This is a genomic window from Gluconacetobacter entanii (assembly GCF_003206495.1).
Taxonomy (GTDB): Bacteria; Pseudomonadota; Alphaproteobacteria; order Acetobacterales; family Acetobacteraceae; genus Novacetimonas; species Novacetimonas entanii.
The window spans coordinates 1-20353 of the sequence record NZ_NKUF01000048.1 but is presented as its reverse complement, the minus strand read 5'-3'; the positions used below and the strand labels follow the sequence as shown (position 1 = coordinate 20353).

Here is a 20353-nt window from a genome sequence, read left to right as displayed (position 1 = left end):
CCTTCCATCAGGCGGTCCAGGAGGTCTTTATCAATGCTCATGCGGGGGCTCCTCTTCGAGCAATTTATCACCACACCGCACAAAATTCAGGATAGTCCCCATCAACGGGGCCTCATGTGCTCGAAGGGGCGACGCGGGCGCCGGATGCCGTCCCGTGGGTTGCATAATCGAGCATCGCACGCGCGATCTCGCGTTCCCCCATGATAACCAGGCTGGCACCATATTCGGAAAGGTAATCAGCCGCACTGTCGAAATGCGCACGCGCGACGATATCGAGTTCGGGGCTGAGACCGCGCGCCTGCTGTATGATCTCCCCCGCCTCGAACGCATCGGGGATGTCCACGATCAGGATACGCGCGCGATCCAGACCCAGCAGTTGCATCAACCCGGGATCGGTCGCATTGCCCAGCATGACGTCCAGCCCGCGTTCACGCAGCGCGCGGACCTGCATGTCCGCTTCCTCCACCACCAGCAGCGGGATGTGATGCGCACGCAGCCCCTCGGCGACAAGGGAGCCGACCCGGCCGCACCCGATCAGGACGGCATGGCCCTGCAGCTTCGCGGTCGGGTCTTCCCGGGCCGTCCCTCCGGCGCGCAGGAGCGCACGGCGATCCAGCATGGCGTTCACCCGGTTGACCATCCCCACCATGACGGGATTGAGCAGTATGGACAGGATCGACGCCCCCAGCACAAGGTCACGCGCACGTTCCACCAGCAACCCCGACTGCACGCCCAGGGCGGCAAGGATGAAAGAAAATTCCCCGATCTGCGCCAGCCCCGCCCCGACCGACAGCGCCGTCTGCCATGGCTGGCGCAACAGGCGCAGGATCGCAACCGTAAGCACCGGCGTCGCCACCATGATGACCCCGAGCGTACCCACAAGGGGCAGGGGATGGTGCAGCAGGATCCCCGGATTGAACAGCATCCCCACCGAAATGAAGAACAGGACCGCAAAGGCGTCGCGCAACGGCAGCGTTTCCGCGCCGGCATGCTGCGACAGCGGCGATTCACTGAGCACCATGCCCGCCACGAACGCCCCGAGCGCAAAGGAAACCCCAAAGATTTCCGTCGCAGTCAGCGCCACCCCCAGCGCGATGGCCAGCACGCACAGGCGAAACAGTTCGCGTGAACCGGTATGGGCGACATAATGCAGCATCATCGGGATCAGGCGCCGCCCGACGATCATCATCAGGGCGATGAAGGCTGCGACCTTGCCAATGGTCAGGCCCACGGCCAGCACCAGTTGCCATGCGTCCGGTGCGGCGGCGTGTGGATCATGCTTCAGCAATGGCGCCATGACCGGCAGGAGCACCAGGACCATCACCGTCAGCAGGTCCTGAATGACCAGCCAGCCAATGGCGATATGTCCGCGCTGCGTATCCATCAGCCGGTATTCCTGCAACGTCCGCAGCAGGACAACCGTGCTGGCGATGGCCAGGGTCATGCCAAAGACAACGCTACTTCCCCATGACCAGCCCAGCAGGTGGCCCAGCAGCATGCCGCATATCGTCGACAGGATGACCTGCACCACCGCGCCGGGAATGGCGATGGCCCGGACGGAGACAAGGTCATTGACGGAAAAATGCAGCCCCACGCCAAACATCAGCAGGATGACGCCAATTTCCGCCAGTTGGGGCACCAGTTCCTGGTCCGCCACGAAACCGGGCGTAAACGGGCCGATGATAATCCCCGCCAGCAGGTAGCCGACCAGCACGGAACACCCAAGCCTGCTGGCCACCGTCCCCAGTATGAAGGCAAGGCCGAGGCCAATGACCAGGATGGTGACAAGGGGACTTCCATGCGGCATGGCCTGCTGATCCCGTAGAGGCGATTATGACATGATTACGCCGAGGAATTTCCCTCCGGATTTTCCCCTGCTTCAGGAAGTCCCATCCAGCCCGGATGACGCCGTTCGACCCATGCCAGAAGACGCGCCATGCCCCGACGCAGGAAGGAAATGTCCTCGGCCAGCAGCAGAAGCCCCAGTGGTGTCATCCACAGGCCAAATACTGGCAGGATGGCCAGAAAACCGGCCGGAACCAGCACGATGCCGACCGGCACCCTGATCCATCGCGCGGACGGGCGACGCAGTCTGCGCACAAGGGACTGGATGCGCGCAGGAAGCCTGCGGACAAGCAGTTCCATGCGACGTTCATAATCATGCGTGAAAGACCCGGCAGGATGTTCATCACCGGAGGCTGGCTGCGTCATATGCTGGCTTTTTTCATATATCCTGTTCCATCTTTGTTATTGCGGCAGTTTCCGCGCCATTTCCAGATGGGATTTCAGGGTGGGCAGGGTTTTCGCCGCCCATTCCTTCAGTTTCATGTTCTCCCCGTTATCGGCATAGCGCTGGAACAGGGAAATCGCGCTTTCATGTGCGCTGATCTGCTGCGAGCGGTAGCGTGTCTCGAAACTGTTGCCGTGCAGTTTCCTCAACCGGTCGAGCATGTCCTGATGCGAACTGTCCAGGGTCGTGGGCAGTTCCACCTGCAGGTCACCACTTTGCACCATTTCCTTCAGTTGCCCGGAAGTGGTTTGATGATCGGCAATCATCCGGGATGAAAATTCCTGCAGGGATGTGACATGTTCCTGCTGCGCCAGTTGGCTGGACTGGATTTCGAACTGGTCGCTGACAGCCACTTCCCTGACAAAGTCGGCAGTGGCCGGGGCCACGCCGAGCACGGAATTGATGCCCGTCTTCTCCGGCAGCGACTGCGCCAGTGCCGAAGATGAACAGAGCAGGGCGGCAAAAACGAAGCAGACTTTTTTCATGACACGACAACTCCTGTTGTGCATGTGAAAAGTCTTTTTCAGGATGAAAGTTTTTATATTTATTCGTGATTTGCAAATTTACCTGCGTTACTCCACCCGCTTAATCCAGCCAGTTCGGGCTTGAGGTACCGACGCCGTGTCAGCCAGTAACCGGCCCGCATGCAGGGGGATTCCACAAACCAGAAACAGACTGCCGCAACCATCACGCAGACCGGCAGGGAAAGCGCGCCCCACCTCCACAGCGACATGTGATCCAGCAGGGTGTAGGCCATGACAAGAAGGACGACCATGTGGCTGAGGTACAGGCTGTATGAAATATGCCCCAGGCCCTGCATATGTGACTTCTGTAGGAAGGATCTTATCTTTTCATTGTTGATCGCAATGCAGATCATGGAAACCGAACCGATGGTCGTGCAGACGATCCATATGAGATTTTTCATGATGCCAACTGCATTTTCCGGACCGATGGTCGGTGTCCCCAGCAGCAGGACCGCCAGTGGCATGATGACATTGCGGATCACGGGCCGGGTCGATCCATAAAACCCGCTTATCCGGTCCCTGAACTGGTAGAAAAGAATGCCCACGACAAAAAGCGGCAGGTATTCGAATGTAAAGATTACGCTGTGCATGAACGTGGTCGGCGGATTTTCGCCCAACCTGTTGAGAAAAATGCTGGAGCAGAAATATGCGGCCGTCACACAGGCCAGTGTCTCGTTCCTGTATTTTTCCATAAGGATGAACAGGATCGGGAATATCAGTGACACCCTCATTTCAATGATAAGCGACCACATCGGGTTATCAAGGCTGATCAGCGGTATGGTCCCGATCATCAGGAGATGCCCGGCCACCACCTGTTCCGTCGGGTACACGGACCACGGTTCATTTGCAAACCAGTCGCTGACCCCATGTAGCGGCGCCGTCTTGACAAGGGGAAGGAGAGCGGCGCTGAACAGGACAACGATGGCAAAGGGCAAGTATATCCGAAATATCCGCCGCACGATGAAACGCCCATAAGACGTCATTCTCTGCCGCGCCACAGAAAGGGAAAGAACATATCCGCTGAGCACGAAAAACAGTCCCACCGCACCGGATCCCGAAACCAGAAGGCGTAGCGGGGTGAAATGGAACAGCATTTCAGGTGTAAGGGACACCCCCATCATATGTGTGACATATGCATGTGTTTTCCACCCATCCGGAACAATCAGCCAGAAATGAAAAAACATGACAATCAGCGCGGCAATGCCACGCACTGCATCAAGCTCTGTTTCGCGACGCATGACAGTCCCCATTCATATCGGGTTGAACAAAAAGTCCGCATATTATCAAGAGATATGACCGCAGGACTGTATGCCCGACCTTCTGGAGCGGGTGTCCCGGGAATCATAACTGAAGATATTTTGTCCATGAATCTGACATGGCACGCCTGTGTCCAGACGATCGCCATAAAAATAACATAATTTGAAAAATGTCGAGAATCCAGATTATTTTCAGACATAGAATGCAGTAAACCGAACACGTTTATTTTCAGGCCGAATCAAAGCCGGGTCCGGAACTTTTTCTTGACATTCATACTGTTTCGAAAACGCATCAACAACACACGCAAAAGTCCTGATTTTCCCTTTACATGACATTGCATGTACAAAATCAGGAAATTCCATTCTATATCTGGACCAGACAATCAACCGGGACACCACCTTGCAGGAAAGACAGCGCAAGGCGTGTCGCCGGCGCATGCATCCTGCCTTCGTGCACGATGCTGCGCCATGTCCCGTTTCCCGAAACCCTAAGTGACAGATAGGTCTGTTCCAGTAAGGACATATCAAGACTCAGGTCATGGGGAGAAGGAACCAGTCCCCATGCATGACGCACCACCACGACAAGTAGCGCAATCCCGTCATATCGCCGCACGAAGGCGATGACATGCTTTTCAGCCGCACCCGACACTTCGACCGGTTCATAAGAGCCCTTGGAAAACACAAGGGGATATTGCGCCCGAAACGCCAGAACCTTCTGGAGGAGATACATCTTCACGCCACCTGTGCGCCATTGCGCGGCCTGCTGGTGCAGCGATGTATCCTGCTGGAGCATCGTCTGGCGCAACGTGAAATCCACCGGCCGCCGGTTATCGGGATCCACCAGTGAAAAATCCCACAGTTCGGTTCCCTGATACAGGTCCGCAACCCCCGGCAGGGCAAGGCGCAGCAAAAGCTGCGCCAGGGAATTCAGCGCGGCGGCAGGTGCGATGGTCGCCACGATCATGTCCATGTCCGCAATGAATGGGCCGGATGCCCGCGGATCCAGCAGGCGCCGCGTGAATTCGCGACAACCATCTTCATACTCCATATCCGGGTCGGTCCAACTGGTGTGACGCTTTGCCTCCCGCAATGCCTTGACCTGCCATGCCACGATCCGGTCATGGAATTCCTGCCTGGCGTCGGCATCCGGCCATGGCACCAGCGGCCATGCCCCCAGCATCGCCTGGTACAGGATCATTTCATCCGCGCGGTCCGGCGTCATGCGACGCCGGCGCAGGTGTGCATTGCGCACGATCCATCGGTTGACCAGATCATGCCATCGCGCCGCAACCTCGCTCAGCACCGCAAGGCGCATGCGCGCGTCTTCGCCACGTTTATGGTCATGCGTCGCGGTGGCCAGCAACGTATCGGGGTATGCCTTGTGACGATGCAGGTTGTCCTTGTGAAACCGTGCAACCGGCAGGGCCATCTTTCCCGGATCGGAACCGACCTCGTTACGCGACAGCAGGCGCCCGTATCGGTAAAAGGATGTGTCTTCGACCGCCTTGGCGGCCAGTGGGGCGGTCAGGTGCTCAAACCGCCGCTGTGCCTCGTGGATGGAGGCATCGCTCGTTCCCGTCCGGCCCAGTATGCCGACAACCCAGTCCATCATGTCATGGCATGATGGCAGCAGATGCGCCTTTGCCCCATGCGCCGCAGCCTTCAGCACGGCATGGTCGGCCTGATATCCGCCCTGCGCATCATCGGAAAAATATGTGCGGTAGAAATGAAATTCCGTCAACAGGGCCGAAAGGACAGCCCCAATGCGCCCCACGCTGTAATCACATGTATCAGCACTGCATTGCGCGATCGCGGCCAGCAGCGTCCGCAGGCCCGACAGTTCGGCCGGAAATACCTCATGCAGGACCAGTGCACGCGCATTGCGTTCCGTATCGGCGAAAGTCGGGTCCGCAATGGCATGGTCACGCCATAACCCGTCCAGCAGCGCAGTCCCGTCAGGGTCATGCAGCACGGCGGAAACCTGATCCATGAAATCATAACCGGTCGTTCCGTCCACCTGCCACGACGGGGGCAGGTGTTCGCGCTCATGCAGGATCTTTTCTACGTGGATCGAAAGATGTTGCGGGGCCGTGGCCGGACGCAGGTGCTGCACCGCCGTCAGGCGCTGGCGCAGGCGCAGGCAGTAGGCCGCGGGTTCGGTCAGGCCATCGACATGATCCACCCGCACCCCGTCGATCAGGCCATCGGCATACAGGTCAAGGATATGGCCATGCACGGCATCGAACACATCCTCATGCTCCACGCACAACGCGGCAAGGCCGGTAATGTCGAAAAAACGCCGCCAGTTGATAAGGTCCGGTGTCGTGCGCCACCATGCCAGCCGATAGGACTGCCGCCCCAGCAGTTCATGCAGGGCCGAACGCCCGCAGGCCGTGCGTGTATCATGCCGTTCCACAATGCGCGCGATCGCGGCCTGCCCGTCCGCTGTCGCCCCCCATGCCGCCAGTCGCGACAGGGCAGGGACGTCGCCCCGGCACCAGGCCCCCGCGGGTGTGAGTGCCCCAAGTTCCGCGCACAGATCAGCGGGCGCACCCACATCGGCCAGCAGGGCGGCATAATGACGGGGGCAGACAGGGAAGCGGTGTTCATGATGATGGACGAAGAACATGCCCGTCTGCACCTCATGGGCGAGGCGCAGCATCCCGTCGCGCAGCGCCGCCCCATAGGACCGGTCCAGGAAAGGCGCCAGCATCCGCCCATGCAGCCACGGGGCAAAGGCATCCCAGTCAATGTCGAAATAATGTGCATGCACGCTGTCGCGGCCCCAGGCCAGCACATCCTCCCACCACCGGTTGCCCGCCCCGCCGACCGCCATGTGGTTGGGCACGATATCGACAATCAGCCCCATTGCATGCGCACGCAGGCGCGCAACAAGGCGGCACAGCGCATCGCGCCCGCCAAGTTCGGGATTGACCCGCCCGTAATCGAGGGTGTCATAGCCATGCATCGACCCCGGCCGCGCCGTCAGGATGGGAGAGGCATAAACATGGCTCAGCCCCAGCCGGGCAAAATAGGGAACCCGGGCGGCCGCATCGTCGAGCGTGAACCCCACATGCAGTTGCAGCCTGATGGTTTCGCGCAATCCGTTCATGGTGCTTCACGTCCCCGGCGCAGCAGCGCCAGCCGATGCATGGCATCGGGGCATGACAGGAGGGGATGCCCACCGGCCGGGTAACGGCGTCGCCAGTTGGGATGGCCATCGACCGTGCCGGGCAGGTTTGGCTGCTCCACCAGGCCCAGCACATCCTCAAGCGGCAGGATCGCCAGTTCGGCGCAGGAGAGGCCGATAAACCGCGCGGCCGCGTCCACCACGCTTTGCGCGCCTTCGGGCGTCAGCGGCGGCAGGGGGGCATGTTCGTCCCCGCCCAAGGCATGCCACAGGGCCTTGCGGTCCGCCTGCCGCTGCGCGCGCATCGTGCGCTGGTGCTGGCGCGGGCCTGCCTGCCTGAGGCGTTCGCGCCAGTCGAGATCGCTTCCCAGCCACCATCCCGCCACGGTGGGCAGGTCATGGGTGGAGGTCATGGCGACCGAGCCGGCCGCCCATTCCCGTGGCGCCATGAACGTGCCGTCCGCATGGCGCTGGAACCACAGGACACTCATCCCCATGATGGCGTGCCGACGCGCGTCGCGGCGAAAGGAGGGGGCAACCGTCCCGAGGTCTTCCCCCACCACAACGGCATCATGCCGCACGGATTCCAGCGCGATCAGGCGCATCAGTTCCGTCCCCGGAAAGGCGAGGTAGGCCCCGTCCATGGGGCTGCCGCCTTCGGGTATGATCCACAGCCGCTGCAGCCCCATGACATGATCGATCCGCAGGCCCCCGCCATGGGCGAACCCCGCGCGCAGGGTCTGGATGAAGGCCGCATACCCATGATGGCGCAGGCCGATGGGCGAAAAACCGGTCAGGCCCCAGTTCTGGCCCATCGGGCTGAGCACATCGGGCGGAGCACCGACCGAAAGGCCCGTCAGGAACTGCTCATGCTGCGCCCAGCACTGGCTCCCGCCGGGATCAACGCCTACGGCAAGGTCCATGATCAGGCCGATCTTCATGCCGGCATTGCGCGCGCCCTCGCACGCACGGCGCAGGCTGGTGGCCGCCATCCATTGCATGAACCCGTGGAACTGCACCTCGGCGGCATGGGAACGCGCAAAATCGCGCACCTCCTCGCTATCGGGACAGCGCAGGGAGGGCGGCCACATGCGCCAGTTCCCGCCCTGCGGCCCCTTGCGGATCTCCTGCGCATGCAATGCCTCGAAAATGGCGTGCCGCCGCAGGGCCTCGCCCACCATGGTGATGAACTCGGTCATGGCGGCAGGCGGGGCGGGCACGATGACATGCTCATACAGCCGACGCAGCAGGCGCATCCGCACCTGCGCCACCTGTGGCCAGTCGATCAGGTCCGCATCCTGCAGGCGTGACAGCAGATCCGGCGCCTCCTTTTGCGCATGCATCGCCATGGTGATGTCATGCGCGCTGAAGACGCAGTACGGATCGGCCAGCAGCACATTAAGGAACAGGCGGCTGGAGGGGGAATAGGGGCTGTACTGTCCCGGTGTCGCGGCGAACATCGCGTGGACCGGACTCAGCGCCAGAGCATCCGCCCCCTGCGCCGCCGCCTGCCGGGCAAGCGATTCCACGGCGCTGAAACTGCCGATGCCCCCGTCATGGGGCATCCGCAGGCCATAGATCTGCGCCGCCACCCCCCACAGGCGCGGATGACGCCGCCCCGCCCGCATCGCGACACTGCAGCAGCGCGCGGGGGCCATGGCCAGGGTCGTCATGCCATCATGCAGGTACAGCCGGTGATATCCGGGCACCGTCACGGCGGGCAGCATGCAGGTGTCCGCGTCATGGGGATGAAGGAATCCCTCCACACTGCCACCATCCTCCAGCTCCAGCCGGAAGGCGCCCGTCCCATGGAACACGCCCGCGGGGAGGGGCGTGGGACGGTCAACCTCGCTTACCAGCAGTGGCGGCAGGAGCGGGGCATCGTTCAGGGCGGCCTCCTCCTTGTGCAGCACACGCAGGAGGTGGCGCAGGCTGTCATTGCCAACATGGTGCATCCGCCCCGTGGCATCGCGCCAGCGACGGCTCAGCCCAAGGGCGCGGGCACGCGCGGAAAGGGTGCGCTCATCCACCATGACCTCCCTCCGTCATGAAGACCCTGATGCCATATCCCGGCAGCCACACCGGCCCATCCGCCCCCACATCCGGGAAGGCATGGATCAGCCTGTCGGCGCAGGGAGGGACATCCGCCACGGCTTCGCCCCCCAGGTTGAGCATGATCGTCAGGATCGCACCGTCATTCATGCGCCAGCGCGCCAGAACCGCACGGTTGCCGATCGCATGGGCGTCGAGCGCATGCGCGCCCCGCAGACGCGGGATGATCCATTTCGTCCGCAGCGCCAGCAGGTGTGTGGTCAGGTTGATCCGGTCCTGCGCCCGTGGCGTCTGGCGATCGGATTGCGGCAGGCGGCTGGCCTCGAACGTTGCGGGATCGTTGGGATCGGGAATGGTCTCGCGCACCGCCGGGTCGGAGAAATGTGAAAACGCCGCCAGTTCCCTGCGCCGCCCGTCACGCACCACATGGCCCAGTGCCGCGTGATGGCTGGTGAAAAACAGGAACGGGCGCGTGCTGCCCCATTCTTCCCCCATAAACAGCATCGGGATCTGCGGACACAGCAGCAGCAGCGCATAGGCCACGCGCAGGGCACGGGGGTTCGCCAGGACATCCAGACGCTCACCAAAGGCACGATTGCCGATCTGGTCATGATTTTGCAGGAACAGGATGAAACTGGTGGCGGGCAGGTCGCCACCCGGGCTGCCGCGCGGATGGCCGGTGACGGGTTCGACCTGTCCCTGGAACAGGAACCCGTCACGCAGGACAGTGGCAAGTTCGCGGGTCGTGCCGGTTTCAAAATTTCCGTAATATCCCTCATGTTCGCCCGTCAGCAGGACATGCAGGACGTTGTGGCCGTCATCATTCCACTGCGCATCGAATCCGCGCCGCAGCAGGTCGGCATCGTTGTTGCGGTTTTCCAGCATCAGGTGCACCCGCCGTCCCGGTTCGACACATTCGCGCACGCGCACCAGCAGTTCCAGCAGCCAGTCGCGTTCCGTAATCGCATCCACCGCATCCAGCCGCAGCCCGTCGAAACGGAATTCCATCAGCCAGTACAACGCATTTTCAAGGAAGTATGTCCGTACCTGCGGCACGGCGAAATCAATGGCCGCTCCCCATGCCGTATGCGACCCGGCGCGAAACAGGGGGGCTGCGTATTCGGCCAGGTAATTCCCGTCCGGGCCGAAATGGTTATAGACGACATCAAGAAAAACCATCAGCCCGATACGATGCGCGGTATCGACCAGCATCTTCAGGTCATCCACCGTCCCGTAGGCGGACTCCGGGGCATAGGGCAGCACGCCGTCATAGCCCCAGTTGCGGCCACCCGGAAATTCCGACAGGGGCATCAGTTCGATGGCCGTGACGCCAAGGGCGGCGATCCGTGGCAGGTCATCGCACAGGGCGCGAAACCCGCCGGCGATGCCGACATGCACCTCGTATATGACGGTCTGTTCCCAACTGCGCCCGGTCCATTGCGTGCTGCGCCATTCGAAAGCGCGCGGATCGACCACCATGCTTGGCCCATGCACGTCATCAGGCTGCGCGCGCGAGGCGGGATCCGGCACGACCAGGTCCGGCCCGACGCGATAGCGGTATCGCGCCCCGGCCCCAACAGGTGCGATACATTCAAAATACCCATCCGCCGTCGCATGCATCACCCTGTCGGGATGCCCGTCAAGGAGAAGGGAGACGTGCGTGCACGAAGGCGCCCACAGCCGGAACAGCGTGCGTGACGGGTCCAGCAGCGTGGCCCCCATCGTGGTGCGATAGGCATGGCGTGCGCTCATGACGGGATCTCTTTCGCTACACTGTGTGGGGTAAAGGACATGAACTGCACCGAAGAGGCGGCAACCCGGAAGGTCCGCGAAACCTTCATCCCCGTCCGCGGCCCGAACGGGTCCGCACTGTCGAGCAGCAGCACCCAGTCCCCTTCGGCGTCGGGCAGGGTGCAGGTGGCCTCCTGAAAGCCGGGGTTGAGCAGCAGGAACGTGACATCCGTCCCCCCACCGGGACAGCGGCAGGCACGGCACAGGCCAAGGACACGGTCGTTGGGATCATTCCACCGTTCCGGCGTCATCGCCGTCCCGTCTGCGGCATGCCACGAAATATCGGTGATGTCAGGCGAAGGGCAGTGCCGGGCATGCCAGAACGTATCCCCCCGCACGGAGGGATGCGCACGGCGCAGGGCAGTCAGCAGGGCGACGTAATCATGCATCCCGCGCCCCTGCGGATGGTCAAGCAGGGACCAGTCCAGCCAGCTTGTCACATTATCCTGGCAGTAGGCATTGTTGTTGCCCTGCTGCGTCTGCCCGAACTCGTCCCCCGCCAGAAGCATCGGCGTGCCCTGCGCCAGCAGCAGCGTCGCCAGCATGCCGCGACGGACAAGGGTGCGGACATGCGTGATGGCGGGATCGTGGGTCGGTCCCTCGATGCCCCAGTTGGCGCTCAGGTTATCGGAATGGCCGTCCTGCCCGTTTTCGCCATTGGCCTCGTTATGGCGTTCGGCGTAACTGACCTGGTCCATCAGCGTGAAGCCGTCATGCGCGGTGACGAAATTGATGGAGGCCGTCGGACGTCGCCCCCGGCGGTCGAACAGGTCGCCCGAACCCGACAGGCGCACGGCCATGTCCCCGCGCTGCAGCGCATCGCCACGCCAGAACCGGCGCGTCGTATCGCGGAAACGGTTGTTCCATTCCGAAAGGCCGGGCGGAAAATTGCCAAGCTGGTACCCACCCGGCCCCGGATCCCACGGTTCCATGATGAGCTTTAGCCGCGAGAGCACCGGATCCTGCCGCAGGGCGTCGAAAAAGCCAGAGCACGGGTCAAAGCCGTAGGATTCCCGCGCCAGCGTGGTGCCAAGGTCAAAGCGGAACCCGTCAATATGGAACTCCGTCGCCCAGTAGCGCAGGGAGTCCATGACCATCTGCAGGACGCGCGGATGCGAAAGATTCAACGTGTTCCCGCATCCGGTATCATTGATGAAATGCCGTTCATCCGACGGGACCAGCCGGTAATAGGTGGCATTGTCCAGCCCGCGCCACGACAGGGTGGGGCCGAGTTCATTGCCTTCGCACGTATGGTTGTACACCACGTCAAGGATGACCTCGATCCCCGCCGCGTGCAGGCGCCGGATGGCGACGCGTATCTCATGCAGCGACCCGTCGGACAGGTAGGCCGCATGCGGGGCGAAAAATCCCAGCGTGCTGTAGCCCCAGTAATTCGTCAGTCCCCGCTCCAGCAGGAAGCGGTCGCGCGCAAAGGCCTGCACCGGCATCAGTTCAAGAGAGGTCACGCCCAGCTTTGTCAGGTAGTCGAGGGTGCGCGGGTGCGACAGGGCGCGGAACGTGCCGCGTTCAGCCACGGGCATGTCTTCACGCAGGACGGACAGGCCGCGCACATGCGCCTCCATGATGACGCTCTGCCCCCATGGCACGTCGGGTCGGCGGTCATTCCCACATTCGCAGGTATCGCCTCCGCCCACGACGCATTTGGGCATCGCCTGCCCGCTGTCGCGCCGGTCAAAGGACAGGTCGCCGCGCTGTGCGCCGATCCGGTATCCGAACAGCGCATCCGACCAGACCAGCGCGCCATGCAGGCCCCGCGCATAGGGGTCGAGCAGCAGTTTGTGCGGGTTGAAGCGATGTCCCCGCAGCGGGTCATACGGACCAAAGGCGCGAAACCCGTACAGCAGGCCGGGACGCGCATCAGGCAGGTAACCATGCCAGACTTCGTCCGTGTATTCCGGCAGGCACATCCGTGCCACTTCCCGACGTCCCGCCTTGTCGAATATGCACAGGTCGATCCGCTGCGCATGGGCGGAAAACACGGCAAAATTGACCCCCAGCCCATCCCATGTCCCCCCAGCGGAAAGGGGCGGCCTGCATGCAGGGTGGTGGGCCACGGTGCCGTCATGATCCCACCCGCGCCATGCTGAGATACAGGACGCCAAGCGGGGGCAGCGTCAGCACGCAGGCATGGCCGTGCCCATGTATCGCGTACGGCCTGCTCTGCACGCCACCGCCGTTGCCGACGCCGGATCCGCCATATGCGATGGCGTCGCTGTTGAAAATCTCGTGCCAGTACCCCTCATGGGGCACGCCGACATGGTAGTCGTGGCGCACTTCCGGCGTCATGTTGCATATGATCAGGACCGGCGCATTGTCCGGGTCATGGCGCATCCATGCAAAGACACTGTTGGTCATGTCATCGGCGATGACCCATGCAAAACCGCCGGGAACACAGTCCCCGCGATGCAGCGCGGGACAGGCACGGTAGAGACGGTTGAGGTCGCCTGCCATGCGCCGTGTCCCCGCAGCCAGGGAAAGGTCGGCCGTCTCCCACGGCAGTTGCCCATCCGGGTTCCACGCGATGTCCGGCGCGAATTCCTGTCCCATGAACGCAAGCTTCTTGCCCGGCCATGCCCACAGGAAGGACAGGTAGATACGCAAGGTTGCATGCCTGCGCCATGCATCCCCGGGGAAGCGTGAAAGCAGGGAAGGGGTCGCATGCGCCGTCTCCGCATGGGAATGGCACAGGATGTATTTTTCCGAAAATGCCTGTGCGGACTGCGCGATTATTTCACCATGATGCTGGCCGCGCCATTGGGGGTCATGTTCCAGATAGGTGCGCAGGCCGCATGGCGTGGCGCGGTTCCATTCAAAGGAAAAGCCGTATCCGCCCCGTTCGACCGGCATCGTGATGCCGGAACCGGGCAGCCCACCGGAGGCGATGACCAGTGCGTCGGGCACCCGCTGCGCAATGGCCATGTTGAGTTCGCGCATGAAAGCGGCGATTTCATCACGATGCTCGGCCGCGCACCCGCGCAGATCCACGCGCAGGCCATCGACATGGTAATGCTCCAGCCACATCAGGGCACTCGCGATCAGGAAACCGTGGACCTCCGGACGGCCAAGGTTGCACGACAGGGGCGTCCCTTCCGCCGCCGATCGGTCATGGGGACGCGGGTGCGGATGTTCGTACAGCGCCGTTCCGTCAAAACAGGCAATCCCATGCAGGTCCGGCGGCAGGCGGTCGGGGATCCAGTCCAGGATGACGCCAATCCCCACGCCATGACATGCATCGACCAGGCGACCGAACCCGTCCGGCGGCCCATGCCGGGCCGAAGGGCAGAACAGGCCCAGCGGCACCCCGCCCCATGACCATCCGGTCGGGTGTTCCATGACCGGCAGGAAACCGGCATGCGTGAACCCGGCCGCCTGGACATGGGGAACAAGTGCTGCCGCAAGTTCATCCCACGACATGGTCAGCGCCGGATCACCCTTGGGCCGCCGCCATGACGGGGCGTGAAGCGCATATATCGTGATGGGGGCGTTATCGGCCTGCCGTCGGGCACGATCACGCATCCACACCTCATCCGTCCAGGGAAGGTCCCCCGACGTGCCGATGACAGAGGCCGTGGCAGGTGGTATTTCCGCCTGTCGTGCGAAAGGGTCAGACTTGTGCGGGACAATGCGTCCCTGCGCATCAAGGATTTCGTATTTGTAGCGTTCACCGGGACCAAGGCCGGGAATGAAAATCTCCCATATCCCCACGTCCGGACGCAGGCGCATCGGGTGGCGCCGTCCGTCCCATATGTTGAAATCCCCGATGACCGACACACGCCGCGCATGCGGCGCCCAGACCGCAAAGCGCACGCCCGCCACCGCATCGACCTGCATGGGATGCGCGCCCATGATCCGGTCAAGCCCGGTGGCCCGGCCGCTGGAAAACAGTTCGAGTTCACGTTCGGAAAGCAGGGGAGGGAAGGCATACGGGTCTTCCGTCTCCTCCACCCCGTCCGCCCACGTGATCCGCAGGCGATAGGAAGCGCCGGCCGGGACATACCCGACATAAAGGCCGGTATCGTCAATCCGGCGCATGGCACGTTCGGCCCATCCCCCCTGCGGACGACGGATCACCAGCCGTACCCGCCGCGCATCGGGATAGAAGACGCGCACGATATCGACAGCCCCCGCATTGTGACGGCCCAGGATGGAAAACGGCTCCCTACATGTGCCATCCAGCAGGGCCTCCGTGCCATCGGGCAGGACATAGAGTGTCTTGTCATCTGATCTTGGCATTGCTCAGCCGCCTTCCGCATGCCCGGACCTGCGGGCGACCAGCCTCATCCCTGATATCCCGGACGGGGCCGGGACGTGCGCAGGCGTGGCTGGCGCGCAATCCTGCGCCGGGCAGCGGTAGCAGCCGTGCGATCCGCACGATGGAGGGAGACGACATTCCCGCCCGCATCTTCCCTTGATCGCGCGCGCGCGACCACCATGCGGAACAGGTCGGCATATTGCGCGGCCTTTCCGGACCATGACACATCATATGCCACCGCGTTGCGCTGCAGGATGGCCCATGCCTGCCGGTCGCGAAAGGTCGTATGCGCACGCCTGATCGCCGCAAGCAGCGTCGTTGCGTCCACGGGCGAAAACAGGAACCCCGTCGCGGAATTCCCCGCCATGGCCGCCGCGTTGGCATCAACGATGGTATCCGCCAGCCCGCCGACACGCGCGGCAATCGGCACGCCGCCATAATGGCACGCACTCATCTGCGTCAGGCCACACGGCTCGAACCGCGAAGGCATCAGCAGCGCATCCACCGAGGCGGGCATGCGGTGGCCCAGCGCCTCGCTATAGCCGATATGGCAGGCGAACCGACGCGGAAAGCGGCGCTGCAGGATGGACAGTTCGCGCTGGATCGACAGGCTGCCGCTGCCCACCACGACCAACTGGATATTGTCGCCAAAAAGGTCCGCCGCCACATCAGGCAACAGGTCGATGCCCTTTTGCATCGTCAGGCGGCTGACAATCCCCAGCAGGAACGCATCGGGGTCCTGCGGCAGGCCGAATTCCGCCTGCAACGCCCGCTTGTTGGCCGCCCGCCCCGCAATGTCGCGCAGGCGGTAGGGAAAATGCACGTCGGGATCATGTTCGGGATTCCAGATATCGACATCAATGCCGTTGAGTATTCCCGTAAGCATCCGCGCACGTGCCCGCAGCAGCCCATCCAGCCCCATCCCGCCTTCGGGCGTCTGGATTTCACGGGCATAGGTGGGGGAGACGGTCGTGATCCACGCGGCAAAATACAGCCCGGCCTTCAGGAACCCGACCTGCCCGTAATATTCCACCCCCTCCATGCACAGCGCATGCGCGGGCAGGCCCAGCCGGGGCAGGGAGGATGCGGGAAAGCATCCCTGGAACGACAGGTTATGGATCGTCTGCACGACGGGCGGGGCGGGACGCTGGTCATAATGCAGGTACGCCGCCGTCAGCCCCGCCTGCCAGTCATGGGCCTGCACCAGGTCGGGGCAATAACCTTCTATCGCACCGTGCGCGATATGTGCCGCCGCACGCGCCAGTACGGCAAAACGGATGTCATTGTCGGGCCAGTCATTGCCATCGGGGCCTACATACGGATCCCCGGCACGGTCATAGAGCGCGGGAACGTCGAGTATGAAAATATCGTTCCCATGCAAACGGTTTTCCCATATCGCCGCCTCGTGCCACAGCAGGTCCGAAAACCGTGCAACGCACCGCCCTTCGTTCCGTGCCGCCTGCAGGGTCGGATATCCCGGCAGCAATGTGCGTGTCCTGATGCCATGGGCCAGCAGCGCACGCGGCAGGGTACCCACGATATCCCCAAGGCCGCCCGTCTTTACAAAAGGAAACATTTCCGATGCAACGGAAAGCAGTTCCACCGGGCGGACAGGATGCACGTTGACAAGACTCATCCGCTGGATGCCCCCATTCGAAAAAACCGTGGAATAATCTGTTTTTGTGCAACGCAGCCTGAGCGCGACAGTGCGGCGGTCACGGTTAAGTGATGTGTCTGGGGCGGCAGAAGGGACAGGAGACGATATTACAATCCATTTCAGGTCTGGAATTGCATGATTAATAATACGTAAATCAAATATTTGCGGAATATCAGAAAGTATTGTGGATCCTGCCCGTTCCCCCTCCCGATGCCGCAACCCTCCATGCGGGTATGCCGTATACATCGAAGGGTAATGCCGCATGATCTGCGTCAATTACTGCCCCGCATGGACGACGTATGGAAAAGATGCCTGAAGACTTTGTGGAAATGTGGATCTGAGCATGCATATTTAATCTGGACTGCCCGCCTGCCGTTCGTTGCAAAACAGACACAGCGTTGTATTTCGACATCGCTTTTTTACGTAATGATTCCAGTGTCCGGAGAGCCTGCCGCAATCGTGGCAAAAAACGAGATTTTCGCCATTTCCCGTCTCGACGGGGGGACATTTCATCCTCTAGAGATTAGTGCCGAGGCCAAGAGATGTTCCCGTGATCGTCCAAGCGGGTACCCCTGATATCCCCACACATCCTTTCACGGAGACAATCATGTCCAATCAGATCAGTCCCCTGGCGGGCAAGACGGCCCCGGATTCCATTCTGGTCAACATTCCCCGCCTGATGACCGCCTATTTCACGGGCAAGCCGGACCCGAAAATTCCGGCACAGCGCGTATCCTTCGGCACGTCGGGCCATCGTGGCTCCTCGCTGAGCAACAGTTTCAATGAACATCACATCCTGGCCATCAGCCAGGCGATCTGCCTGTACCGTGCAAAGGCCGGGATTACCGGCCCGCTGTTCATCGGCATCGACACGCATGCCCTGTCCGAAGCAGCACTCGCCAGCGCACTGGAGGTCTTCGCCGCCAACAAGGTGGAGGTGATGATCGACCAGGACGGTGGCTATACGCCCACGCCCGTGATCTCCCATGCCATCCTGACCTACAACCATGGCCGCACGACGGACCTGGCGGATGGTGTTGTCATTACGCCGTCGCACAATCCGCCAGAAGACGGGGGGTTCAAGTACAACCCCCCCAATGGCGGCCCCGCCGATACCGACGTCACGACATGGATCCAGAACAGGGCCAACGACTTCCTTGAGGCAAAGATGGAAGGCGTGCACCGGATCGCGTACGAACAGGCGCTGAAATCCCCGCACATCCATAAATACGACTACATCACGCCCTATGTCGCGGACCTTGAGAACGTCGTTGACATGGCGGCGATCCGTGAGGCGGGCGTGAAGATCGGCATCGACCCCCTGGGCGGGGCGGCCGTGCATTACTGGAAGCCGATCATCGAACGCTATGGCATCAATGCCACGGTCGTCAGCGAGGAGGTCGATCCCACCTTCCGCTTCATGACGGCCGACTGGGATGGCAAGATCCGCATGGACTGCTCCTCCCCTTACGCGATGGCGCGCCTGATTGACATGCGTGACAAATTCGACGTCGCCTTTGCCAATGATACCGACGCAGACCGCCACGGGATTGTCACCCGCACGGCCGGGCTGATGAATCCGAACCACTACCTCTCCGCTGCGATCGCCTATCTGTTCGAACACCGCGCGGGGTGGAGCAAGGATGCAGGCGTTGGCATCACCCTGGTCAGCAGCGCGATGATCGAACGCGTCGCCGGTATGCTCGGGCGCAAATTCGTCGAAATGCCGGTTGGCTTCAAATGGTTCGTCGAAGGGCTGAGCAATGGCTCGCTGGGCTTCTGCGGGGAGGAAAGCGCAGGCGCGTCATTCCTGCGCAAGGATGCCGGTGCATGGTCCACGGACAAGGACGGGATCATCCTGGGGCTGCTGGCGGCGGAAATCACCGCGAAGACCAGGCTGAACCCCAGCCAGATCTATGCACAGTTGACCGAGAAGCTGGGCACGCCCTTCTATGCCCGCATTGACGTGGCGGCCAACCCGGAACAGAAGGCGCTGCTCAAGAAGGTCACCGCGGAACAGCTGGACTACCTGAAGGAGCTTGGCGGGCAGCCGGTACGTGCGAAGCTGACGAAGGCGCCGGGCAATGATGTCGCCTTTGGCGGGATCAAGATCACCGCGCAGGACGGATGGTTCGCGGTGCGTCCGTCCGGCACGGAAAATGTCTACAAGATCTATGCCGAGAGCTTCATTAGCGCCGATCACCTCAAGCAGATCCAGCTTGAGGCGCAGCAGGTCGTCTCGACCCTGTTTGAAAAGGCCAAGGCCTGACCTGCCTGCCGGGCCGCCAGATCTGGCGGCCCGGCACATGTTCCACCCACCAGACGCAGACGCGGCAGGTTTTCAGTCGCTTGGGGGCAGGCTGCGCAATCCTGCCAGGAATATCCGCACCGCCACATCGGTCTGGTAGTGGATTGCCTCACATGTCGGTGCTTCCGTCGCGCAGCCAAGCGTCTGGAGCACAAAATCCCCCACCGTCATCCCGAACAGCATCTTGCCCAGGAACCGGACATTGGTGACGGGATATCCCTGCTGCCTGCAATAGGCCTGCAGCCATGCTTCGAGTGCGTTGTCCTCGCCCCCGGTTTCCAGCGCGGCGATGATTTCACGTACATTTTCGGATTCCGAAGTCTCGGCAATGATCGCCCGGATCAGCGAAATGCGATCAGGCCGCAGGATCGTACGCGCCAGATCGACCAGAAGGCTGGAAAGTTCCTCCTCCGGTGTGCGGGCGTCCGACGCGACCTGCGGCTTCACATCGAACAGCCGTTCGCGGATCAGGATCTGAAACAGTTCCAGCTTTGACGGAAACATCTTGTACAGCGTCCGCTTGGACATGCCGGAACATTCGGCAACCTTGTCCATCGACGCGCCATGGTAGCCGTGTTTCTGCAGGACCTTGCATGCGGCCTCCAGAATACGCTCGCGCCTTACGCATTCCTCCATTTCCGGAGGGCGCCCACAGCGCGGCCTGTCCTCCGTAGAGGGCTGAACCGCCTCATGCATTTTGTGGCTGTTGCTGTTTTTCATCACCTCGCCCAGTTACGTGCGCCACCTCATCATGACGGCTTGACCGCCGTATGGAGACGATATAGTTTTCGTTTCTCGGAAAACCAAGTGGTTTCTTTATCCCATCTCAGTCGGGCACGTCATGCATGTTACGTCTTGAAACGGAATTTTCGGGATGCTGCGGGAGACAGACTGGGGTCTGTTGGGAATTGTACTTTTTCAAAGTCACCAAATGTGATTCAAAATCCGTATGGATCGCTTCGTACTGACAGATGCCCAATGGGCGAAAATGGAACCGCTGTGCCTTGGCAAGAAAACAGATCGCGGGCGCAGCGGGCAGGACAACCGTCTTTTCATCGAGGCAGTCTTATGG

11 protein-coding genes and 2 pseudogenes are annotated in these 20353 nt (G+C 61.8%); 2 read left to right on the top strand and 11 right to left on the bottom strand.

The genetic code is table 11. The annotated features are described in order from the left end of the window. Positions 1 to 112 precede the first annotated feature (112 nt). The 10 genes and pseudogenes from ybaL to glgA all read right to left on the bottom strand — a co-directional run bounded on the left by ybaL (position 113) and on the right by glgA (position 16952). Entirely contained in the window at positions 113 to 1807 is a 1695-nt protein-coding gene (gene ybaL, locus CFR72_RS14180) for a YbaL family putative K(+) efflux transporter (protein WP_110914549.1), read from the bottom strand. Positions 1808 to 1842: 35 nt separating this feature from the next. Then, complete coding sequence (locus CFR72_RS14175; RefSeq protein ID WP_110914548.1) at positions 1843 to 2211, bottom strand: hypothetical protein; 369 nt, start codon at positions 2209 to 2211, stop codon at positions 1843 to 1845. 36 nt (positions 2212 to 2247) lie between these two features. Further along, positions 2248 to 2775 carry a DUF4142 domain-containing protein gene (locus tag CFR72_RS14170; protein ID WP_110914547.1) on the bottom strand — a complete coding sequence of 176 codons (528 nt, stop codon included), beginning with the start codon at positions 2773 to 2775 and terminating at the stop codon, positions 2248 to 2250. A 59-nt stretch (positions 2776 to 2834) separates the two neighbouring features. Then, positions 2835 to 4052 carry an acyltransferase family protein gene (locus tag CFR72_RS14165; protein ID WP_167400409.1) on the bottom strand — a complete coding sequence of 406 codons (1218 nt, stop codon included), beginning with the start codon at positions 4050 to 4052 and terminating at the stop codon, positions 2835 to 2837. 382 nt (positions 4053 to 4434) lie between these two features. Beyond that, a complete protein-coding gene (treY, locus tag CFR72_RS14160; RefSeq protein WP_110914545.1) occupies positions 4435 to 7182 on the bottom strand; it encodes a malto-oligosyltrehalose synthase in 2748 nt (915 codons plus the stop codon). Next, a complete protein-coding gene (malQ, locus tag CFR72_RS14155; RefSeq protein WP_244182310.1) occupies positions 7179 to 9233 on the bottom strand; it encodes a 4-alpha-glucanotransferase in 2055 nt (684 codons plus the stop codon). Before malQ ends, treY begins: the two co-directional genes overlap by 4 nt. Continuing rightward, positions 9223 to 11004 (bottom strand): malto-oligosyltrehalose trehalohydrolase, encoded by a 1782-nt coding sequence (gene treZ / locus CFR72_RS14150; protein ID WP_110914544.1) that lies wholly within the window; start codon positions 11002 to 11004, stop codon positions 9223 to 9225. Before treZ ends, malQ begins: the two co-directional genes overlap by 11 nt. After that, positions 11001 to 13129, bottom strand: a pseudogene (glgX, locus tag CFR72_RS14145) (glycogen debranching protein GlgX). The gene treZ and the pseudogene glgX overlap by 4 nt, the downstream one beginning before the upstream one ends. Beyond that, positions 13126 to 15297, bottom strand: coding sequence for a 1,4-alpha-glucan branching enzyme (gene glgB, locus CFR72_RS14140; RefSeq protein WP_110914543.1), 2172 nt, complete (start codon positions 15295 to 15297; stop codon positions 13126 to 13128). The pseudogene glgX and the gene glgB overlap by 4 nt, the downstream one beginning before the upstream one ends. A gap of 44 nt (positions 15298 to 15341) precedes the next feature. After that, positions 15342 to 16952: a glycogen synthase GlgA gene (gene glgA, locus CFR72_RS14135; RefSeq protein WP_110914542.1), complete on the bottom strand. Its 1611-nt coding sequence runs from the start codon at positions 16950 to 16952 to the stop codon at positions 15342 to 15344. Positions 16953 to 17580: 628 nt separating this feature from the next. On the opposite strand from glgA, the gene pgm reads away from it, so the two are divergent. Beyond that, the gene (gene pgm / locus CFR72_RS14130) at positions 17581 to 19242 is read left to right on the top strand and encodes a phosphoglucomutase (alpha-D-glucose-1,6-bisphosphate-dependent) (protein ID WP_110914541.1); all 1662 of its coding nucleotides are present in this window, start codon (positions 17581 to 17583) and stop codon (positions 19240 to 19242) included. Positions 19243 to 19314: 72 nt separating this feature from the next. Here pgm and CFR72_RS14125 read toward each other — a convergent pair whose 3' ends face one another. Continuing rightward, on the bottom strand, positions 19315 to 19917 hold the full coding sequence (locus tag CFR72_RS14125; protein WP_167400408.1) for a TetR/AcrR family transcriptional regulator: 603 nt from the start codon (positions 19915 to 19917) through the stop codon (positions 19315 to 19317). Positions 19918 to 20230: 313 nt separating this feature from the next. Between CFR72_RS14125 and CFR72_RS18125 the strand changes: the two are divergent. Next, a pseudogene (locus CFR72_RS18125) lies at positions 20231 to 20353 on the top strand (IS5/IS1182 family transposase); the annotation flags it as partial.

Coding starts and splice junctions, on each gene's coding strand:
- ybaL (WP_110914549.1), bottom strand. CDS start 1,807: ATGCCGCATGGAAGTCCCCTTGTCACCATCCTGGTCATTGGCCTCGGC.
- CFR72_RS14175 (WP_110914548.1), bottom strand. CDS start 2,211: ATGACGCAGCCAGCCTCCGGTGATGAACATCCTGCCGGGTCTTTCACG.
- CFR72_RS14170 (WP_110914547.1), bottom strand. CDS start 2,775: ATGAAAAAAGTCTGCTTCGTTTTTGCCGCCCTGCTCTGTTCATCTTCG.
- CFR72_RS14165 (WP_167400409.1), bottom strand. CDS start 4,052: ATGCGTCGCGAAACAGAGCTTGATGCAGTGCGTGGCATTGCCGCGCTG.
- treY (WP_110914545.1), bottom strand. CDS start 7,182: ATGAACGGATTGCGCGAAACCATCAGGCTGCAACTGCATGTGGGGTTC.
- malQ (WP_244182310.1), bottom strand. CDS start 9,233: ATGGTGGATGAGCGCACCCTTTCCGCGCGTGCCCGCGCCCTTGGGCTG.
- treZ (WP_110914544.1), bottom strand. CDS start 11,004: ATGAGCGCACGCCATGCCTATCGCACCACGATGGGGGCCACGCTGCTG.
- glgB (WP_110914543.1), bottom strand. CDS start 15,297: ATGCCAAGATCAGATGACAAGACACTCTATGTCCTGCCCGATGGCACG.
- glgA (WP_110914542.1), bottom strand. CDS start 16,952: ATGAGTCTTGTCAACGTGCATCCTGTCCGCCCGGTGGAACTGCTTTCC.
- pgm (WP_110914541.1), top strand. CDS start 17,581: ATGTCCAATCAGATCAGTCCCCTGGCGGGCAAGACGGCCCCGGATTCC.
- CFR72_RS14125 (WP_167400408.1), bottom strand. CDS start 19,917: ATGGAGGAATGCGTAAGGCGCGAGCGTATTCTGGAGGCCGCATGCAAG.